The sequence below is a fragment of the Desulfoplanes sp. genome (assembly GCF_054921335.1).
On record NZ_JBUDSQ010000019.1, the window covers coordinates 20,565 to 35,758 of the forward strand.

14 protein-coding genes are annotated in these 15,194 nt (G+C 57.0%); 4 read left to right on the plus strand and 10 right to left on the minus strand.

The features are described 5' to 3' along the window. Positions 1 to 149 precede the first annotated feature (149 nt). Complete coding sequence (locus tag ACY692_RS06095; RefSeq protein ID WP_462324456.1) at positions 150 to 704, minus strand: hypothetical protein; 555 nt, start codon at positions 702 to 704, stop codon at positions 150 to 152. Between the two features lie 13 nt (positions 705 to 717). On the opposite strand from ACY692_RS06095, the gene ACY692_RS06100 reads away from it, so the two are divergent. The 4 genes from ACY692_RS06100 to ACY692_RS06115 all read left to right on the plus strand — a co-directional run bounded on the left by ACY692_RS06100 (position 718) and on the right by ACY692_RS06115 (position 2,268). Further along, entirely contained in the window at positions 718 to 915 is a 198-nt protein-coding gene (locus ACY692_RS06100; RefSeq protein WP_462324457.1) for a hypothetical protein, read from the plus strand. Positions 916 to 1,000: 85 nt separating this feature from the next. Then, positions 1,001 to 1,273 carry a LysO family transporter gene (locus tag ACY692_RS06105; protein ID WP_462324458.1) on the plus strand — a complete coding sequence of 91 codons (273 nt, stop codon included), beginning with the start codon at positions 1,001 to 1,003 and terminating at the stop codon, positions 1,271 to 1,273. Then, positions 1,270 to 1,884, plus strand: a complete 615-nt coding sequence (locus tag ACY692_RS06110; protein WP_462324459.1) for a LysO family transporter — start codon at positions 1,270 to 1,272, stop codon at positions 1,882 to 1,884. The genes ACY692_RS06105 and ACY692_RS06110 overlap by 4 nt, the downstream gene beginning before the upstream one ends. A 207-nt stretch (positions 1,885 to 2,091) precedes the next feature. Next, a complete protein-coding gene (locus tag ACY692_RS06115; protein WP_462324460.1) occupies positions 2,092 to 2,268 on the plus strand; it encodes a hypothetical protein in 177 nt (58 codons plus the stop codon). Positions 2,269 to 2,380: 112 nt separating this feature from the next. Here the strand turns inward: ACY692_RS06115 and ACY692_RS06120 are convergent, their stop codons facing one another. The 9 genes from ACY692_RS06120 to ACY692_RS06160 form a co-directional block, all read right to left on the minus strand. Beyond that, on the minus strand, positions 2,381 to 4,573 hold the full coding sequence (locus ACY692_RS06120; RefSeq protein ID WP_462324461.1) for a hybrid sensor histidine kinase/response regulator: 2,193 nt from the start codon (positions 4,571 to 4,573) through the stop codon (positions 2,381 to 2,383). A gap of 2 nt (positions 4,574 to 4,575) precedes the next feature. Beyond that, the gene (locus tag ACY692_RS06125) at positions 4,576 to 5,667 is read right to left on the minus strand and encodes an ABC transporter substrate-binding protein (RefSeq protein ID WP_462324462.1); all 1,092 of its coding nucleotides are present in this window, start codon (positions 5,665 to 5,667) and stop codon (positions 4,576 to 4,578) included. A 551-nt stretch (positions 5,668 to 6,218) separates the two neighbouring features. Continuing rightward, positions 6,219 to 7,103, minus strand: a complete 885-nt coding sequence (locus ACY692_RS06130; protein WP_462324463.1) for a motility protein A — start codon at positions 7,101 to 7,103, stop codon at positions 6,219 to 6,221. After that, positions 7,100 to 7,852 (minus strand): OmpA/MotB family protein, encoded by a 753-nt coding sequence (locus tag ACY692_RS06135; protein ID WP_462324464.1) that lies wholly within the window; start codon positions 7,850 to 7,852, stop codon positions 7,100 to 7,102. Before ACY692_RS06135 ends, ACY692_RS06130 begins: the two co-directional genes overlap by 4 nt. Positions 7,853 to 8,367: 515 nt before the next feature. Continuing rightward, positions 8,368 to 9,795, minus strand: a complete 1,428-nt coding sequence (locus ACY692_RS06140) for an NADH-quinone oxidoreductase subunit N (protein ID WP_462324465.1) — start codon at positions 9,793 to 9,795, stop codon at positions 8,368 to 8,370. 2 nt (positions 9,796 to 9,797) lie between these two features. Then, positions 9,798 to 11,312 (minus strand): complex I subunit 4 family protein, encoded by a 1,515-nt coding sequence (locus ACY692_RS06145; RefSeq protein WP_462324466.1) that lies wholly within the window; start codon positions 11,310 to 11,312, stop codon positions 9,798 to 9,800. Between the two features lie 69 nt (positions 11,313 to 11,381). Further along, positions 11,382 to 13,157 carry a Na(+)/H(+) antiporter subunit D gene (locus ACY692_RS06150; protein ID WP_462324467.1) on the minus strand — a complete coding sequence of 592 codons (1,776 nt, stop codon included), beginning with the start codon at positions 13,155 to 13,157 and terminating at the stop codon, positions 11,382 to 11,384. Further along, complete coding sequence (locus ACY692_RS06155; RefSeq protein ID WP_462324468.1) at positions 13,141 to 13,410, minus strand: hypothetical protein; 270 nt, start codon at positions 13,408 to 13,410, stop codon at positions 13,141 to 13,143. The genes ACY692_RS06150 and ACY692_RS06155 overlap by 17 nt, the downstream gene beginning before the upstream one ends. A gap of 287 nt (positions 13,411 to 13,697) precedes the next feature. After that, positions 13,698 to 15,191 carry a monovalent cation/H+ antiporter subunit D family protein gene (locus ACY692_RS06160; protein ID WP_462324469.1) on the minus strand — a complete coding sequence of 498 codons (1,494 nt, stop codon included), beginning with the start codon at positions 15,189 to 15,191 and terminating at the stop codon, positions 13,698 to 13,700. Positions 15,192 to 15,194: the final 3 nt, after the last annotated feature.

Sequence of the window (15,194 nt, forward strand, 5' to 3'; positions counted from 1 at the left end):
GACAAATTTTTTTTTTGCTACCGGAGAAATTGTATGCCTGTCAACGGATGGTGCGTGAGTTCTGGCGGTTTCCGGTGTATGGTCGCCCCCGGGGATAGGGGCAACCCGGGTTCGTCTCGGGGAGGGCTTCGTTGTTCGACAGAAGCGGGTCATGGACCGTCCAAGCCGTTTCCCCAGAAAAGCCATCTTTTGTCATGTTCCCCCATACGTGGGATTTCGGGGATTTGGTAGACCTTGTATGTCCGGGGGGCCCCCTCGAGGGGGCGGGCAAAGGTTGATGCCGAACTGAAGATGAATCCGAGGACGTCCTTTGCCTGGGGGGAGCCGCCCTGGTCGAGGGGGCGGACAAGGGCCTTGAGGGCAGGATGGGACAGCCGGTCTCTGTCCCTGATGGTGCCGATCATCTGGAGGATTGCAGCCCGATCTTCGACGGGGCTCCACCCTTCGCCCAGTCCGCGTTTTTCCGGGATGACGGTGAAGGGGGAGGCGTGTGGAACGAACATGAGGGCGGATGGATTGAAGGAGCGGGCACAAAAATAGGACCGGTAGCTGTCCAGATTGTCCAGGATTGTTTCCAGATCAATGGACAGGGATAACCGGCTTGGATGGACCATGGGCGCATGGGAAACCGAGCACGAGGCAAGGCCGATTGTGAGGAACAGGGTCCATACCTGGACCATAATGGTATACCTTGAACGATCCATGGAGCCTCCATCCTTGGCTGGGTCGATTGATGGAAAGTGGAGCGGGTCCGTCATCGACTATCAGGGTCTCATCCCCACCCCATATGCCGAATTCTGGGCAGAGGCAACGGGATTGTTCAACCCTACGCCGGAGAACGGCAACGGATACAGACTGGGCGATCGGGACCCCATGGCTCCGGACGGTCACATGCTTGACGCCATGGCTCCATGAATGGTTTTCTACATTTTTGGGTGAGAGCGGCCAGTACTGCGCACGGTACGGATGACTATAACCAGGGATAGGGATATACGGAAACATGTTGACGATCATAGGTGTATTTTTGGGCGGGATATTTTTGGGTTTCATGGTCAGAGGGCGCCGGAGGCTGCTCGAGCTGGCCAGGCGTCTTTCCGGATGTGCTTTGTATAGCCTGTTGTTCATCCTCGGACTATCGATGGGGGTTGACGACCATCTTATGGCCGAGCTTCCCCGTCTCGGCTCCAGCGGCCTCCTTTTTGCCCTGGGAGGGGTATGTGCGAGCATCGGATGTTGTCGTCTGCTGGCCGGACGTGCGGCGGGGCGGCCATGAAGGATTCCTGCATCCTTATCGCTTTTTTTCTAGCCGGAATCCTTGCCGGGGTCACAGGGACCGTTCCCAAAGAATATCTGGTGCCATCATTGGAGATGGGAATCCTGTACGTGCTTATCTTCCTCGTTGGACTGGGTATGGGCAGTGACAGCAATTTTTTGCAGAATATACTCCGGATTGGAAAACAAGACCTTATCGTCCCCGCATCTGTCGTCATCGGGTCGATCCTCGGGGGGGCGGCTGTCTCGCTGGTAATCACCGGCGTCGATTGGACCGGAGGGGCAGCGGTCGGCGCAGGGTTTGGTTACTACAGTCTTTCAAGTGTGCTCATTTCCCAATTGCGGGGTGACGAGCTGGGAACCATCGCCCTGGTGGCGAATATCGCCAGGGAAGTGACGACCATCGTGGCCGCCCCGCTCATGGTCCGGCTCACGGGCCCCCTGGGTCCCATAGCATCTGGAGGGGCAACGGCCATGGATACGACCCTGCCGATCGTCGTCAGATGCTCGGGGAAAAAATACGCCATGACTTCAGTGATCAGCGGAATATTTTTGACCTGCCTCGTTCCGATCCTGGTGCCGTTCCTCCTGGCCCTGGAGCTTCCCTTTTGAGAGGGGGTGGCATATATGTTTTCCGGTCCTGATGGGGGGATCGTTACCACCGCGGTTCAGTCCGAGCGGCTCCTTTTTTTCTGGATTTTTTTGATCACCGGAGACCACGCAAATTGGGCCGTAAACTTGAACATGTTGCAACACTGATATCTTGGCCTGAATAGTTGCGAATTTTTTACATCACATTGCCACATATGGAGGAATGCTATGATTTACGTGGTTACACAGTGTACTGATTGTCCCTTCCACCAGGTCCACGACGGCAAACGAAGCTGCAAGGTTGCCTCGGTGGTTCATCAGGAGATCCCGGCAGATGAAAAAAAGCGTCCGGAGTGGTGCCCATTGCGCAAGGAGCAGATGATCGTCCGGGATAAGAATTTGTAACCGCCATATTATACGCTTTTTGGATGGGATAAAGAAAAATCCCCGGACCATGTTGTCATCGCATGTTCCGGGGATTTTTTTGTATAATGGATGGTTGGAGAAAAGAGTAGGGCTACGGCGCTGACCTGGATACGAGGGTGACCAATATGGATTCGAGGTCTTCGAGAGAGAATGGCTTGCTCAGAAAGTAGTCTATGCCGCATTCTCGACTCCGTTGCTTGTCCTTGTCCCCGGCAAGGCCGGTCATGGCGACGATCGGGATAGGGTTGGAATGGTCGCGTATGGTCCGGGCAACGGTGAATCCGTCCATACCCGGCATCTGGATGTCCAGAATGAGGGCGTCGTAGCGGTCAGGGGCGGACGCCAACGAATCGAGTGCCGCCTGGCCGTTGGAACACATGTGATAGTTCTCGATACCGAGGAGCTCAAATATTTCCAGGACCAGCTCCTGGTTCATGGGGTTGTCCTCCGCGACAAGAATGGACAACCCGCTGAAGGCCGTGGCCGTGGCCCCTGTCGTCTCCGCGATATTCCCGGAACCGGATGGGGGTTCGGTTTCTGTGCACCGTTTCAGTCCAAGGGAAAAAAAGAATCTGCTCCCATGCCCGGGGTTGCTGTGGAGGAATATCCGGTCGCCACCCAGCAGGGAAACGAGTTCCGAGGCGATGGACAGCCCCAACCCCGTGCCCGGGTATTTACGGGCCAATCCGCTGTCCACCTGGGAGAAGGCATTGAAAACAGATGCTTGCTTATCCTCGGGAATCCCGATGCCTGAATCGGCAACAATGAAGCGGACCCGGGCGGTGTCGGGACCGTCCTGGTCCGGGAAGGATTTGGCCGCGAGAAGGACGTACCCGGAGTGGGTGAATTTGAGCGCGTTACTGATGAGATTGTTCAAGATTTGCTGCAAACGGAGAGGGTCGGTCATGACCAAGCCGGGCAGGGGCTCGGTCTCGAAACGCATTTCCAGGCCCTTGGCCTTGGCCACCGGGATGTGTGCCTGATAGACGGATTCGAGGAGTTGGTGCAGGTCGACCCGTTGGTTGGAGATGGTGAACCCCTTGGCCTTGATTTTGGAAATGTCCAGGACATCGTTGATGATACTCAACAATGTATGGATGGAGACGATCATGTTCGATGCATAGCGTTCCTGTTTGGGCGTGAGGCCGGAGCGCTGCAAAAGCTGGGTCATGCCGAAGATGCCGTTGAGGGGCGTGCGTATCTCATGGCTGACAGTGGCCAGGAAGGCGTCTTTCATGGAGCTCAAGGATTCCGCTTCGTTCCTGGCCTTGTTCAGATAACCGACCATGGTCTTGAAGGAGTTGATCAGGTCCCAGATTTCGTCCTTGGAGCTTGACGGATAGGCGATCTCCTTGAGCGGCGTTATGGAATCCGTTGTACGGATTTTTTTGGCCGCCTGGGCGAGGGAGGTGATCGGGTGGATGACGTGTCGGTTGATGTAGGCGTAAAAGAGGAAGCTCCCGCACACGACCAGCAAGGAAAACAATCCGAGTATCAGACCGAGCGTGTGTAAAGGGGCCTGGATCGGCTCCAAGTCCCTGAGCAGGTAGAGGGTCAGATCCCACGTATACAGAGTGAGGGAAGCCTTTTCCACGAGAAATGTCGTGGGAAAGGTCCGGACCTTGACCTCGATGGTACGCCCCGCTTGCAAACGGCTTGCTTGGAGGTCCCCAAGGTCCAGGTCAGAGGACGCGGCGACTATCTCGTTGCCACGGACAAGGGCGATAAATTGGTTTTCGTCCTCGCCGAGCTGGTCAAGGAAGGACTGCTCCGGGTAGATAAAGGCTATGACCAGAAACCCGAGCAGCCGGTTATCCCGGGAGTGGATGGCCCGCCTGATCAGGTGGTTCAGGCGTCCTTTGTGGACCATGAGCCGTTCGGATGGCCCGGACAGGGTCATCGGGCAGAAGTCCTCCACTTCTGGGCGACTGGCGGCCTTGACCGATTCGTCCCTTCCCAGGACCCAGACCGCCCGGATGGGACGTTCCTTGGAAAATTCTGCAAGATTGCTTCCAAGCTGGGACCAGAGCTGTAGCTGGAGGAGTACCCGCAGGGAACTGTCCCCGGCAATGGTCGAGGCCTGTCTATGGTTGAAAAGGAGGCGGTATTCGAGCATCTGCTCGACCAGCACCGCCTCCCGGTGGAGCTCGGAGGTGACGGTTTGCTGCTGCAGAGAGATGATATACCAAAAAAGGCATCCAACAGACAGGCCCAGAAGAAGGAGGAAAAGCAACCAGGCTTTCCGTAAACGGTTCTGCAGGGAAATCTTTTGGGAAGGGGGCATGGCTAATCGAGGGAGGGTATGGTTGTGTAAATGATGTCAGCGGCGCTGAGTATGGGGAGTGGGATTTTGATACCGAGCATGGCCGCCCGTGCGGTGTTGAAGACAATGGCGAATTCCGGGGCATCCACAATGGGGAGTCTTCCGGGAGTCTGGCCGCGCAAAATTTCGAGCGCGTACAGTCCGGCCGCGTATCCCATGGATTCGAACCGGACCGCGGCCCCGCCGAACAACCCCATCCGGGAGAAATCGAAATTAAGGGGGATTTCCGGAATGGATGAGTGGTTGATGGTCCATGCAAATATTTCCCCGGCAGAAAGGATGTTTCCATGCCTGTCCGGTAGGCTCAGGGCCGCTGGGTAGATCGCCCCAAGAGACTGGTCGCGGTTGAACCCGGCGATGAGCTCTTTGTACTCTTCAAAGGTTCTGACACGATAGAGGTACCAGGAGACCGGGAGGCTCTCTGAATCCGATTCCAGGGTCATCTGTCTGGCGACGGCCTGGCCCGTTGGAGTGAAGTCGGTTATCCCCGCGACCTTGGTGCAGTCGGGCAATACCTCCTTGGTGACCTGGAGAGATTTTTCCAGGTAGAGTTTTTCATAGATGCCGGTGACATTTTTTCCCGGATGGTTGCGGGACTGCATGAAATCCTGGGTGGCGTCGAAATACTCGGGGGGATTGTTCAGGCCACAAAAGACAACTTTTTGGGACGGGTCCCTGGCCAGGGGCAATCCGACGGTTCTAAAGGCATTGTCGTCAATGGTCACGACCAGATCCGGACGGTATCTTTGTATCTGGAGCAGGGCCAATTTGCCCCTCAACCCAATGGCCGCCCCGCTGGTATAGACCATCTTGGTATGCATATAAAAATGACGGATTTCAATGGAGAGGTCGGTGGTCGTTGGAGAGGTCAGGGCGCGCTCGATCCCCTTGGATTGGGGGGCGTCGCAAACGTGGTCGGGATTGTAACTATGGACGATAAAGACCCTGGCCGACTCGGGGGAAGGAAAGGTAGAAAAAGACGCATGGACCAAGGATACGCATACCCACAGGGGGCAAAGGAGGAGGGCAAGGAGACAAGTAATAGGACCGCGCATAGGTATGTTGCAGAATAAATTATCGGAAAAAGGTTGGGGAGGATCGGACCTAAACCAGAACCAGTTTGAAAACGTGGGTTCTGGTGATGGATCGATACAAGAATTTTTTGGCTACGAGCTTATCAGCTCATGAGCTGATAAGCTCGTAGCCTGTTAAGCCTTGATAGCGGAACACATATCCGTAAATTTGAAGACGACGGCTTCCAAAGTAGGTTTGGCTTAAACGGGAACCATCCCCCCAATGGTGGCGACACATCTGGAACATGCTCTTATTGTGTTATAAAATCAATACGCACGGTTTGGCGGATTCCATTGATCCAGCCCAACAGGTTGGCCGGGATATACTGGTTCTCGCCGGTGGTCTTTTATGCATGATTCCAGCCGTCTGGAACTTCCCCGTGGGGGAGAAAACTACGGGACAGGGGGATGTACCCTTGGCGCACAAAAGAAGGTTGGGGCACAGATACCGCTGGCACACCAAACGGGCGGGCCACAGTGAACGTGGCCCGCCCGTTTGGTGTGCGCAAAGGTGGTGGTCCGGGGGAGCGGTGTTAAACGCCGGACCGTGCCGCGGAAAGGGGGTCTGCGGACCCCGCATCATGTGGGTGGGAGCGGACCCCTTCTCCCTGTTGGCGGACCAGCCGAATGTATTTTTGTCGTATGGCTGCAAAATCTCTTGTGGTTGCATGCCTTTCGGAGGGGGAGAGCAGGGAGGATAACCGCTTTTCCAGTTTATGGGGGTTCTGCTCCTTCTTGATGGCCAGAACGCCCTCCAGAATGATCGATGCATTCAACAATTCGTCATTGGTTCTTCCACGTATGCATTCGGCCATGGGGGTACAGAAAAACTGATTGAGAACGATGCCGTACAGGGTGGAGGTCAGGGCCACGGGTATGGTCTGGAGGATTGTGCCGGTATCGCCAAGCCCGGAAAGCATCCCTATCAATCCAATGACACTCCCGACCACCCCGAATGAAGGGGCTATTCTGCCCATGTTCCTGTATATGGCCTCACTCTGCTCCCGACGGTTCCGGAAGAAAGTGGTCTCCATGGACAAAATTTCTCTGATTTCCTTGTCGGTATACCCGTCCACGAGGAGTGCGAGACCGTTACGAAGAAAAGCGACACCATGCTCCCCGGCGGTTTTTTCCAGGCTCAAAAGTCCGTGACACCGCGACCTGATGGACAGTTCGAGAAGAGACTGCACAATGGTCCCCGGATCGGGCGGGGTTGTCGAGTAGGCACGGATCCCGGTTTTCAGTGCCCTGGATAGATTTCCAGAGGGATGGCTCAAAAAAATCGCACCCATCGTGCCGCAGACAACCACGGCCAGACCGCTCAGGTTCAAAAAGGCCAGCCTATTGTCCAAGAAGACAAAGGCGAGCAAGAAGATGGAGATACATACTCCCGCGCCGATAATGTTCTTTTTGGTCATGATCGCGTTCCTTGACGGTTTCTGGTCAAAATGATCTCGACCCGCCTGTTCTGGATCCGGTTGGCCCGGGAGGTGTTAGGAACCCGGGGATCGTTGGGACCACGGCCACTGACCGTGATCCTTGAAGAGGATATATTGCCTTCGCGCATGAGCCAATGCGCCACTGTCATGGCCCGGGCGGTCGCCAGTTCCCAATTTCCTTCGAATTCAGGGGTATGCACGGGAAGGCCGTCTGTATATCCGATGACCTGGATCTCCAGATTGGATTTACGGATGATCGGGAGCACGGTTCGAAGAGAGGAAACCGCCTTGGGTTCGAGATTTGCGGAAAGGTGGTTGAAAAGAATGGGCCGGTCCAGGGTAAATGCTATAAGTTTGGGGGATTGCATGGTTCTGGCCAGCACGTCAGCATCGTCGGTTGGACGGAGGCCAATGCTTTGTTCCGTCTGGACACCGGTATAGGTTTCCCGATGCACGGTACGGAGTTTCGTGGTCCGCGACCGGGGCTGGTCAAGTTCTTGACGGACATTCTCGGGAACACCATGGATGTCTTCCCGGATCTCGCGGAAAAAATCCCGCTTGGCACTGGCAAAGGCAAAAAGAACCGCAAAGAGGATGAACATGGTCATCATCAGGTCCGACCAGGGAACCGCCCAGGAATTTGCATCCGAACCATTGTCCGAGGTTTCCAGGGGGAACCCGGAAAGTGTCTCTCCACGATGAGAAAGGGGGGGGTATTGGTGGTGCATGGCATCCTGTACGTTGTGATTGGAAGGGTCAAAATTTTGTTGGAATTGGGCTTGGGGTAGTTTAAGCAAGGAAGATGCCGGGTCATCCAACCAGCACCTTGAGGGGGGGATACAGACGGGTGGACCATACAAAACGGGGCGTGATTCCGATGGTCCGGGATCACGCCCCGCCGCGTTCATGGAGCACGCGTGGGTCAGCGAATGGAGGTTCCCTGAAAAAGAGGATCTTGCAAGGATAAACGGAACTGTTCAGGACGGAATTTCATTATGACTACATGATAAAATCTACCGTCAAATCTGCGTGTTGATCAAAGACATCAAGAAACTGGAGAATGTAAGAAAAAAGAGGCCTACATGTTAACGCAGGAAGCCTGCAAACCAACAAAGGCATTCAGACGCCCGCGGCGCTCGACCTGCCCAGACAAAGGCTCTGACAACTACCGCTGTTTAACCGTCTATAATCTCTCAAATTTTTTAAAATCCTTCAATCCGCAATTCTGATTGTTGTTGCGGGATTACGCCCCCCAAATGGAGCGGGTTGCAGCCAGGGCCGTTTGATATACACCGGAGGGGATGCAGCCGAGCACCAGAACGATACCGGCCAGGGACAGGGCCATGACCCGGGCTCCTAGTGTGGCGTCGATGGTTCTGGGGGTTTGTTGCTCGCGGGTGTAGGCATATCTGACCAGATTCAGATAATAGAAGATAGAGAACGCCGTATTGATGGCTCCGAGGATGACCAGCCAGTCATAACCGTGCCCCCACAATGAGGTGAACAAAAAGAGCTTGCCCGTGAAACCCATGGTCGGGGGCATGCCCACCAGGGCAAAGGCCCCGACGGCCAGGGCCAGGGCATAGGCGGGCGCGTATTTGTACATCCCGGAGAGGTCGTCCAGTTCTAGGTTGTCACCGCCAGGCGCGACCCGGGCGATGACCCAGAAACAGGTCAGGTTCATGAACACATAGGCCAGTCCGTAGAACGCGGCTGCAGCCATACCCGCGTCAGTTCCGGCCACCACGCCCATGAGCACGTATCCGGCATGGGCCACGCTGGAGTACCCGAGAATTCGCTTGATGTCCTTCTGGGCCAGGGCGGCCAGATTGCCGTAGGTCATGGACAGGGCCGCCAGGATGGCCAGGACATCGGTCATGGCCACACCGGGGAGGACCAGATTGGTGATCCGGATCAAAGCGACCACGGCCCCGAGCTTGGGGAGCGTGGCCACAAAGGCGGCCGTCTCGTTGGTCGCCCCGGTGTACACGTCAGGGCACCAGAAGTGGAAGGGAAACAGGGCCAGTTTGTAAAAGAATGAAATCAGAAACATGGTCGTCCCGACCATGGCAATGGGACAATCCATGGTGATCTTCCCGGTCAATCCGGAGAGATACGATGTGTGGGCACAGGCCAGGATGTATGAGAGGCCGAACAGAGAGATGGCCGTGGCCGCTGCGCCGAACAGGATGTACTTGATGGACGCCTCGGCAGCGGGTCTGCTCCCCTTGCGCAGGGAAATGAGCGAGTACAGGCTGTAGGAGGAGATCTCCAGGGCGATGAACATGGTCATCAATTCCACCGCGCTGGATAGGAGCATGAGTCCCCAGGAACTCAGGGCGAGCATGAGATAGTAGTCGGTCCGCTTGAACGGCTCCACTCCCGGGAGTTTCTTGCCGTTGAACACGGTGATGCAGAAACCGATAGCTATGGCCAGTTTGAAGAACTGGGACAGCCCGTCGACCCGGTAGGCGTCGGCAAAGAACATGCCCTGACTCCCCAGCCCGCCAAAGGCGATGAGAACACCTGCCAGAGAAGCCCATGCGATCCAACCGGTCTTTTTGGTCTCCTTGCTGAAGACCGAGACCAGGAACAGGGCGGCGATGAACACGAGCTGAAAAAGCTCGGGGCCGAGGGTGATGATGGATGAAAGCACAGGGGAGCTGGTCATTGTTACTGCACTCCTTGGGGGGACTTCGGGGTGGTGACGGTCATGTGGGAGACCAGATCGGGCCGTTGGTCTTTGAGCACGGCCCGTACCCGTTTGATGGTCTTGGGAATGGAGGCATCGATGGTCATCCGTGTCAGGGTCGGGGCCAGACCGAGGTAGAGGACCAGGACGGCCAGGGGAAGAATGTACGCCCATTCACGGCGGTCCAGATCAGCAAGTCCCTTGCCCGCCGATGGTCCGCCCCAGGCCAGCTTCTGGAGAAGTCTGAGCATGTAGGCCGCAGCGAGCATGGCACCGGGGATGGCCAGAGCACCGACAAAGATGTTGTTCTGGAAGGCGCCGATGAGAACCAGGGCCTCGCCCACAAAACTGTTGGTTCCGGGAAAGCCCAGTGAGGACATGGCAAACAATCCGAAAAAGCCGATATACGCGGGCAGGTACTTGGCGAGCCCGAGGTTGTCGGCGATCTCCCTGCTGTGGGTCCGTTCGTAGATGGCACCAACGAGCATGAACAGGGCACCGGTGGTGATCCCGTGGTTGAGCATCTGGAAGACCGCGCCTTCGATGCCCCTGGTGGTGAAGACAAAGATCCCCAGGGTGACGAACCCCATGTGGGCCACGGATGAATAGGCGATGAGCTTTTTCATGTCCTTCTGCCCCAGGGCCACCAGACCGCCGTAGATGATGGAAACGATCGAGATACCGATCATCAGCGGGGCGAAGTACACGGATGCGTCAGGCGTCATGGGCAGACAGAACCGCAGGAAGCCGTAGGTGCCCATTTTCAGGAGCACGGAGGCCAGGAGCACGCTGCCCGCGGTGGGCGCCTCCACATGGGCGGCCGGAAGCCAGGTGTGGAAGGGGAACATGGGCACCTTGACCGCAAAGGCCAGGGCCAGGGCCAGGAAGGCCCAGAACTGGAACCTGAAGGAGAACTCGCTCGCCATGATCACGGGGATGGAAAAGGTCCCTGTCTGGAAATAAAAGGCGATGATGGCCACCAGTAGGAGCGTGCTCGCCGACAGGGTGTACACGATGAACTTGATGGAGGCGTATTTGCGTCTGGGCCCGCCCCACACCGCGATGATCAGGAACATGGGGACGAGCATGGCCTCCCAGAAGACATAGAAGAGAACCATGTCCAGGGCGGCAAAAACCCCGATACACACCGAAATCATGAGCAGCATGCAGATGTGGAACTCCTTGACCCGCTTGCCGATGTAGTTCCACGAGCAGAGCACGCACAGGGGCAGAAGCAGGATGGTCAGAAGGATCATCAGCAGACTGATCCCGTCGATGCCCAGATAATAGGAAAGCCCCCATTGGGGCACCCAGGGGATCTGCTCCACGAACTGGAAACCCGTGGCGTGGATGTCGAACCCGACAAACGGAAAGGCCAGGGCCATCTCCACGAATCCGGCCGCGAGGGTGACCAGCCGGATGGTCCGGTCGGTACGCAGCCAGGCCAGAAGAAACGAAACCGCAAGGGGAAAGACGATAAGACTCGTGAGGGTCATGGATGCCGACTCCGATCAGATGGTTGGGGCCATGGACGGGCACGGCCGTAGGTCTGATGACTTCTTGTTTTAGATGAAAAAATAGACCGCTGCGATGGTTCCGATGCCGATGAGGGCGGCCAGGCCGACATAGTCGGACAATTTGCCTGTCTGGAGTTTGGCCAGAAATCCGCCGATCCCGACCACGGAGGTGGCTGTTCCGTCGACCACGCCGTCAATGGTCTTGGCGTCGAACCGTGAAGAGCCCCCGGCCATATCCAGGAGCCCGGCCATGCCGATCTTACGGTATACGGAGGTCCACCACGAATCGATCATGGCCACGGGATACTTGGCCAGAAAGAGACCGATCCAGCCCACGATGCGGTAGAGGAAATCGAAGTCCAGGTTCCGCCCTTCGTGGGGGGCGATGATCTTCCGACAGAGGTAGAACCCAAGCCCGGTGAATCCAAGAAGCTGCAAGGATGCCAGAACCTGCCAGGGTGCGAACGGATGGTAGTCCAGGGGAAACGGCAGCAGACTGTACAGGGCCTGGGGATAGACACCGGTGAAAAAACACAGAAACGCGGCCATGAACATGGCTACATACATGTTTTTGGGAAGTTCCTTGACCCCACCGGTGTACTCGGGTTTGGACCAGAACGCGAAATAGGGGAGCTTGATGCCGACTGAGAGGAAGGTACCGACTGCGGCTATTTCCATGCCCAGCGCCAGCCAGGTATGGTGCGACATGGCGGCGCCGGCAATGGTGATGTTCTTGGAGATGAATCCGTTGAACAGGGGGAAGCCGGAAATGGAAACCGCAGCGACCATATAACAAAACATGACCAGGGGCATGCGCGAGGCCAGGCCGCCCAATCGTGTCAGCTTGGCCGTTCCTGTTGCGTACAGGATGCAGCCTGTCGCCATGAACAGAAGTCCCTTGTACAGAATATGGGCGTAGGCATGGGCACAGGCCCCATCCACGGTCATGGCCGTGCCGATACCGATACCCGCGACCATGTACCCCACCTGGGAGACGATGTGATAGGAGAGAATGCGTCGGGCATTGTTTTCGATGGTGGCGTAGCAGGCACCGTAGATGGTCATGATCACGCCCATGATGCCGAGGATCTCGAATCCGGAGAAGCCACGGGCCAGAACGTACACGGCCGTCTTGGTGGTGAAGGCGCTCAGAAAGACCGCCCCGGTCACCGTGGACTCGGGATAGGCATCGGGCAGCCAGGCGTGCAGGGGAACAACTGCTGCGTTGACGCAGAATCCGAGCAGGATCAGCCAGTCATAGAGCTGCGCCGAACCCGGCTGGACCGCGGTGAAGGCAAAGGTGCCCAGATCCCCATAGCGCAGGAGCAGTCCGGCAAGGAGGAAGAGACCGCCCAGGGTGTGGAACAGAAAATACCTGAAGCCGGCCTGGGTGGACCGCTTGTTCCGGGCCAGCCAGATGACAAAGGTGGAGGCCACGGACATGAGTTCCCAGAAGAGGAACAATGTCACGTAATCGCCCGCAAACACGCACCCGAAACCGCCGGCCACGTAGAGGGCCGCGGCGATGTGCTGGTATTTGTCCTCCACGTGCATGGCAAAGACCATCCCGATCAGGGCCTCGATGGCAAAGACATGGGCAAAGATGATCGAGAGCTTGTCCGCACGGCCGAAAACCATGTCCAGGCCGAGCCAGCCCATGAACCCATAGGTTCCCTGGTCCATGGTCAGAACTGCGAAGATGGCCACCAGCCCCGGTAGGGGCAAAAGCCACCGCCAGGCCTTGTTGTTCCGGGCAAAGGGCAGAATGACGGCCAGGACGAAAAAGCCAAGGGCCGGATGGAGAAAATTACTCAGACCGGTCATAGAACGCCTCGGGTTTGTTGATCAGGGGGTAGATGATTTTCTTGAGCACCAGAACCATGGCCACGCTGACAGCGACCCCGAAAACGGCCCAGAATCCGATGGAGGTTTCCATGGTGAAGTGGGCGTGGTGGGGATGGAGAAAAATATTGATCCCCACAAGAATGCCAAGGGCGATGAACAGCGCCTTTTTCCACATAGGCGCATTGTTCCGGGCCTTGATGAGAAATCCTGAAAACGAGGAGGTAAGGCTCATGACGGTTCCGTTTCCTGAAAAGAGGTTGTGTGATGATGTGTTACGGGCCTGCACGGATCCAAACCGGGAAAACTAAGCCTTTCCGGAATATTGGGGTTCTCAAGAACCTTTGCTCCGAAGATGGTTCGGTAGGGGCATCCCGTGCGGGTGCCCTTTGTGCGAGGAACCTTATGATTGCGACATCGCTGAATTGTGGGCACCCGCACGGGGTGCCCCTACAATCTCATTGTCTTGAAGTCCGATCACGGTTGGCTCCAAAAAATTTTGTGTCCCAGACGAAGACTGCCTTAGATCCCCCTGAAAATCTGAATGAGTTGCAGGACCGGTTCCGGATAGATGCCAATGACCACGGAAATGGCCGCGGTGACGCACAGGGGAATGACCATGCACAAGGGGGCCTCCTTGACCCCTTCATAGGCAAAGGGCAGCTCGGCATGGGCCGGTTTGCCGAAAAAGGCCTTGTACACGACCGGTCCGAAATACGCGGCATTGAGCAGGGTGCTTCCCAGCAGGGCGATCAGGAGGATGATCTGATGGGTCTGGACCGCGCCGTTGACCAGAAACCATTTGGTCACGAACCCGCACACCGGCGGGATACCGATCATGCTCAGCGAGGCCACGGCAAAGGCCCCGAAGGTCCAGGGCATCTTGCGCCCGATCCCGGACATGAGGCGGATGCTTCTGAGGTTGCAGGAGACAAAGATGGCCCCGGCCGCAAAGAACAGGGTGATCTTGGAAAAGGCGTGGTTGGCGATGTGGATGAGCCCGCCCTGCACGGCCACCGGTGTGAGCATCGCCACACCGATGATGATGTAGGAGAGCTGGCTCACGGTTGAATAGGCCAGCCGGGCCTTGAGGTCATCCTTGGTCAGGGCGATGATGGAGGCCACGACGATGGTGAAGGCCGCCGCATACGCCAGGGGAATGCCCAGGTTCAGATCGTTCAAGAGTTCCACCCCGAATCCGGACAGGATGACCCGGCTGATGGAGAAAACACCGGCCTTGACCACGGCCACCGCGTGCAACAGGGCCGAGACCGGGGTTGGTGCGACCATGGCGGAGGGCAGCCAGTTGTGCAGGGGCATGATGGCCGCCTTGGCAATGCCCAGGATGTACAGGACATAGGTGACCGTAACCAGGACCGGATCGGCATCGGCCGGGAAGATCCCCTTGACCATGTCGCCGAGATGGAAATCCAGGGTGCCCGCCAGCACGTAGGTGAGGACCATGGCCGGGAGCAGGAAGAGTTTGGAGGTCCCCATGAGGTAGACGATGTATTTGCGCGCCCCGGAATAGCCCTCCTCGTCCTGGTGGTGGGCGACCAGGGGATAGGTGAAGATGGTGATGATCTCGTAGAACAGGTACAGGGTGAAGATGTTCGCGCTCATGGCCACGCCCACGGCCCCGAAAATGGCCACGGCAAAACAGAAATAATACCGTGTCTGGGCGTGTTCCTTGAGGGAGCGCATGTACCCGATGTTGTAGCTCGTGGCCAGAATCCACAGGAACGAGGCCACAAAGGCGAATATCAGGGTCAATCCGTCGGCGCAGAGTTTCACGTCGATACCCGGCAGCAGGTGGAAGAGATGCAAAACCAGGATCTTGCCCGAAAGGACCGGGGGAAACAGGGACAGGACCGAGAGCAGGGTCAGGATGGCCGCGCCAAAAGATACGGCTTCGCGTTTGTTGGGGTCCTTGCCCAGGAGCCAGATCAGAACAGGGGCCACAAGGGTGATCCCCAGGGGAACGACAAGTCGGAGACTGGTGACGATTTCAGACATGGA

Bases quoted from the DNA above. Each gene is read 5' to 3' on its own strand.
- ACY692_RS06155 (WP_462324468.1), bottom strand. From the start codon at position 13,410: ATGAGCCTTACCTCCTCGTTTTCAGGATTTCTCATCAAGGCCCGGAAC.
- ACY692_RS06110 (WP_462324459.1), top strand. From the start codon at position 1,270: ATGAAGGATTCCTGCATCCTTATCGCTTTTTTTCTAGCCGGAATCCTT.
- ACY692_RS06125 (WP_462324462.1), bottom strand. From the start codon at position 5,667: ATGCGCGGTCCTATTACTTGTCTCCTTGCCCTCCTCCTTTGCCCCCTG.
- ACY692_RS06160 (WP_462324469.1), bottom strand. From the start codon at position 15,191: ATGTCTGAAATCGTCACCAGTCTCCGACTTGTCGTTCCCCTGGGGATC.
- ACY692_RS06140 (WP_462324465.1), bottom strand. From the start codon at position 9,795: ATGACCAGCTCCCCTGTGCTTTCATCCATCATCACCCTCGGCCCCGAG.
- ACY692_RS06115 (WP_462324460.1), top strand. From the start codon at position 2,092: ATGATTTACGTGGTTACACAGTGTACTGATTGTCCCTTCCACCAGGTC.
- ACY692_RS06150 (WP_462324467.1), bottom strand. From the start codon at position 13,157: ATGACCGGTCTGAGTAATTTTCTCCATCCGGCCCTTGGCTTTTTCGTC.
- ACY692_RS06145 (WP_462324466.1), bottom strand. From the start codon at position 11,312: ATGACCCTCACGAGTCTTATCGTCTTTCCCCTTGCGGTTTCGTTTCTT.
- ACY692_RS06105 (WP_462324458.1), top strand. From the start codon at position 1,001: ATGTTGACGATCATAGGTGTATTTTTGGGCGGGATATTTTTGGGTTTC.
- ACY692_RS06130 (WP_462324463.1), bottom strand. From the start codon at position 7,103: ATGACCAAAAAGAACATTATCGGCGCGGGAGTATGTATCTCCATCTTC.
- ACY692_RS06095 (WP_462324456.1), bottom strand. From the start codon at position 704: ATGGATCGTTCAAGGTATACCATTATGGTCCAGGTATGGACCCTGTTC.
- ACY692_RS06120 (WP_462324461.1), bottom strand. From the start codon at position 4,573: ATGCCCCCTTCCCAAAAGATTTCCCTGCAGAACCGTTTACGGAAAGCC.
- ACY692_RS06135 (WP_462324464.1), bottom strand. From the start codon at position 7,852: ATGCACCACCAATACCCCCCCCTTTCTCATCGTGGAGAGACACTTTCC.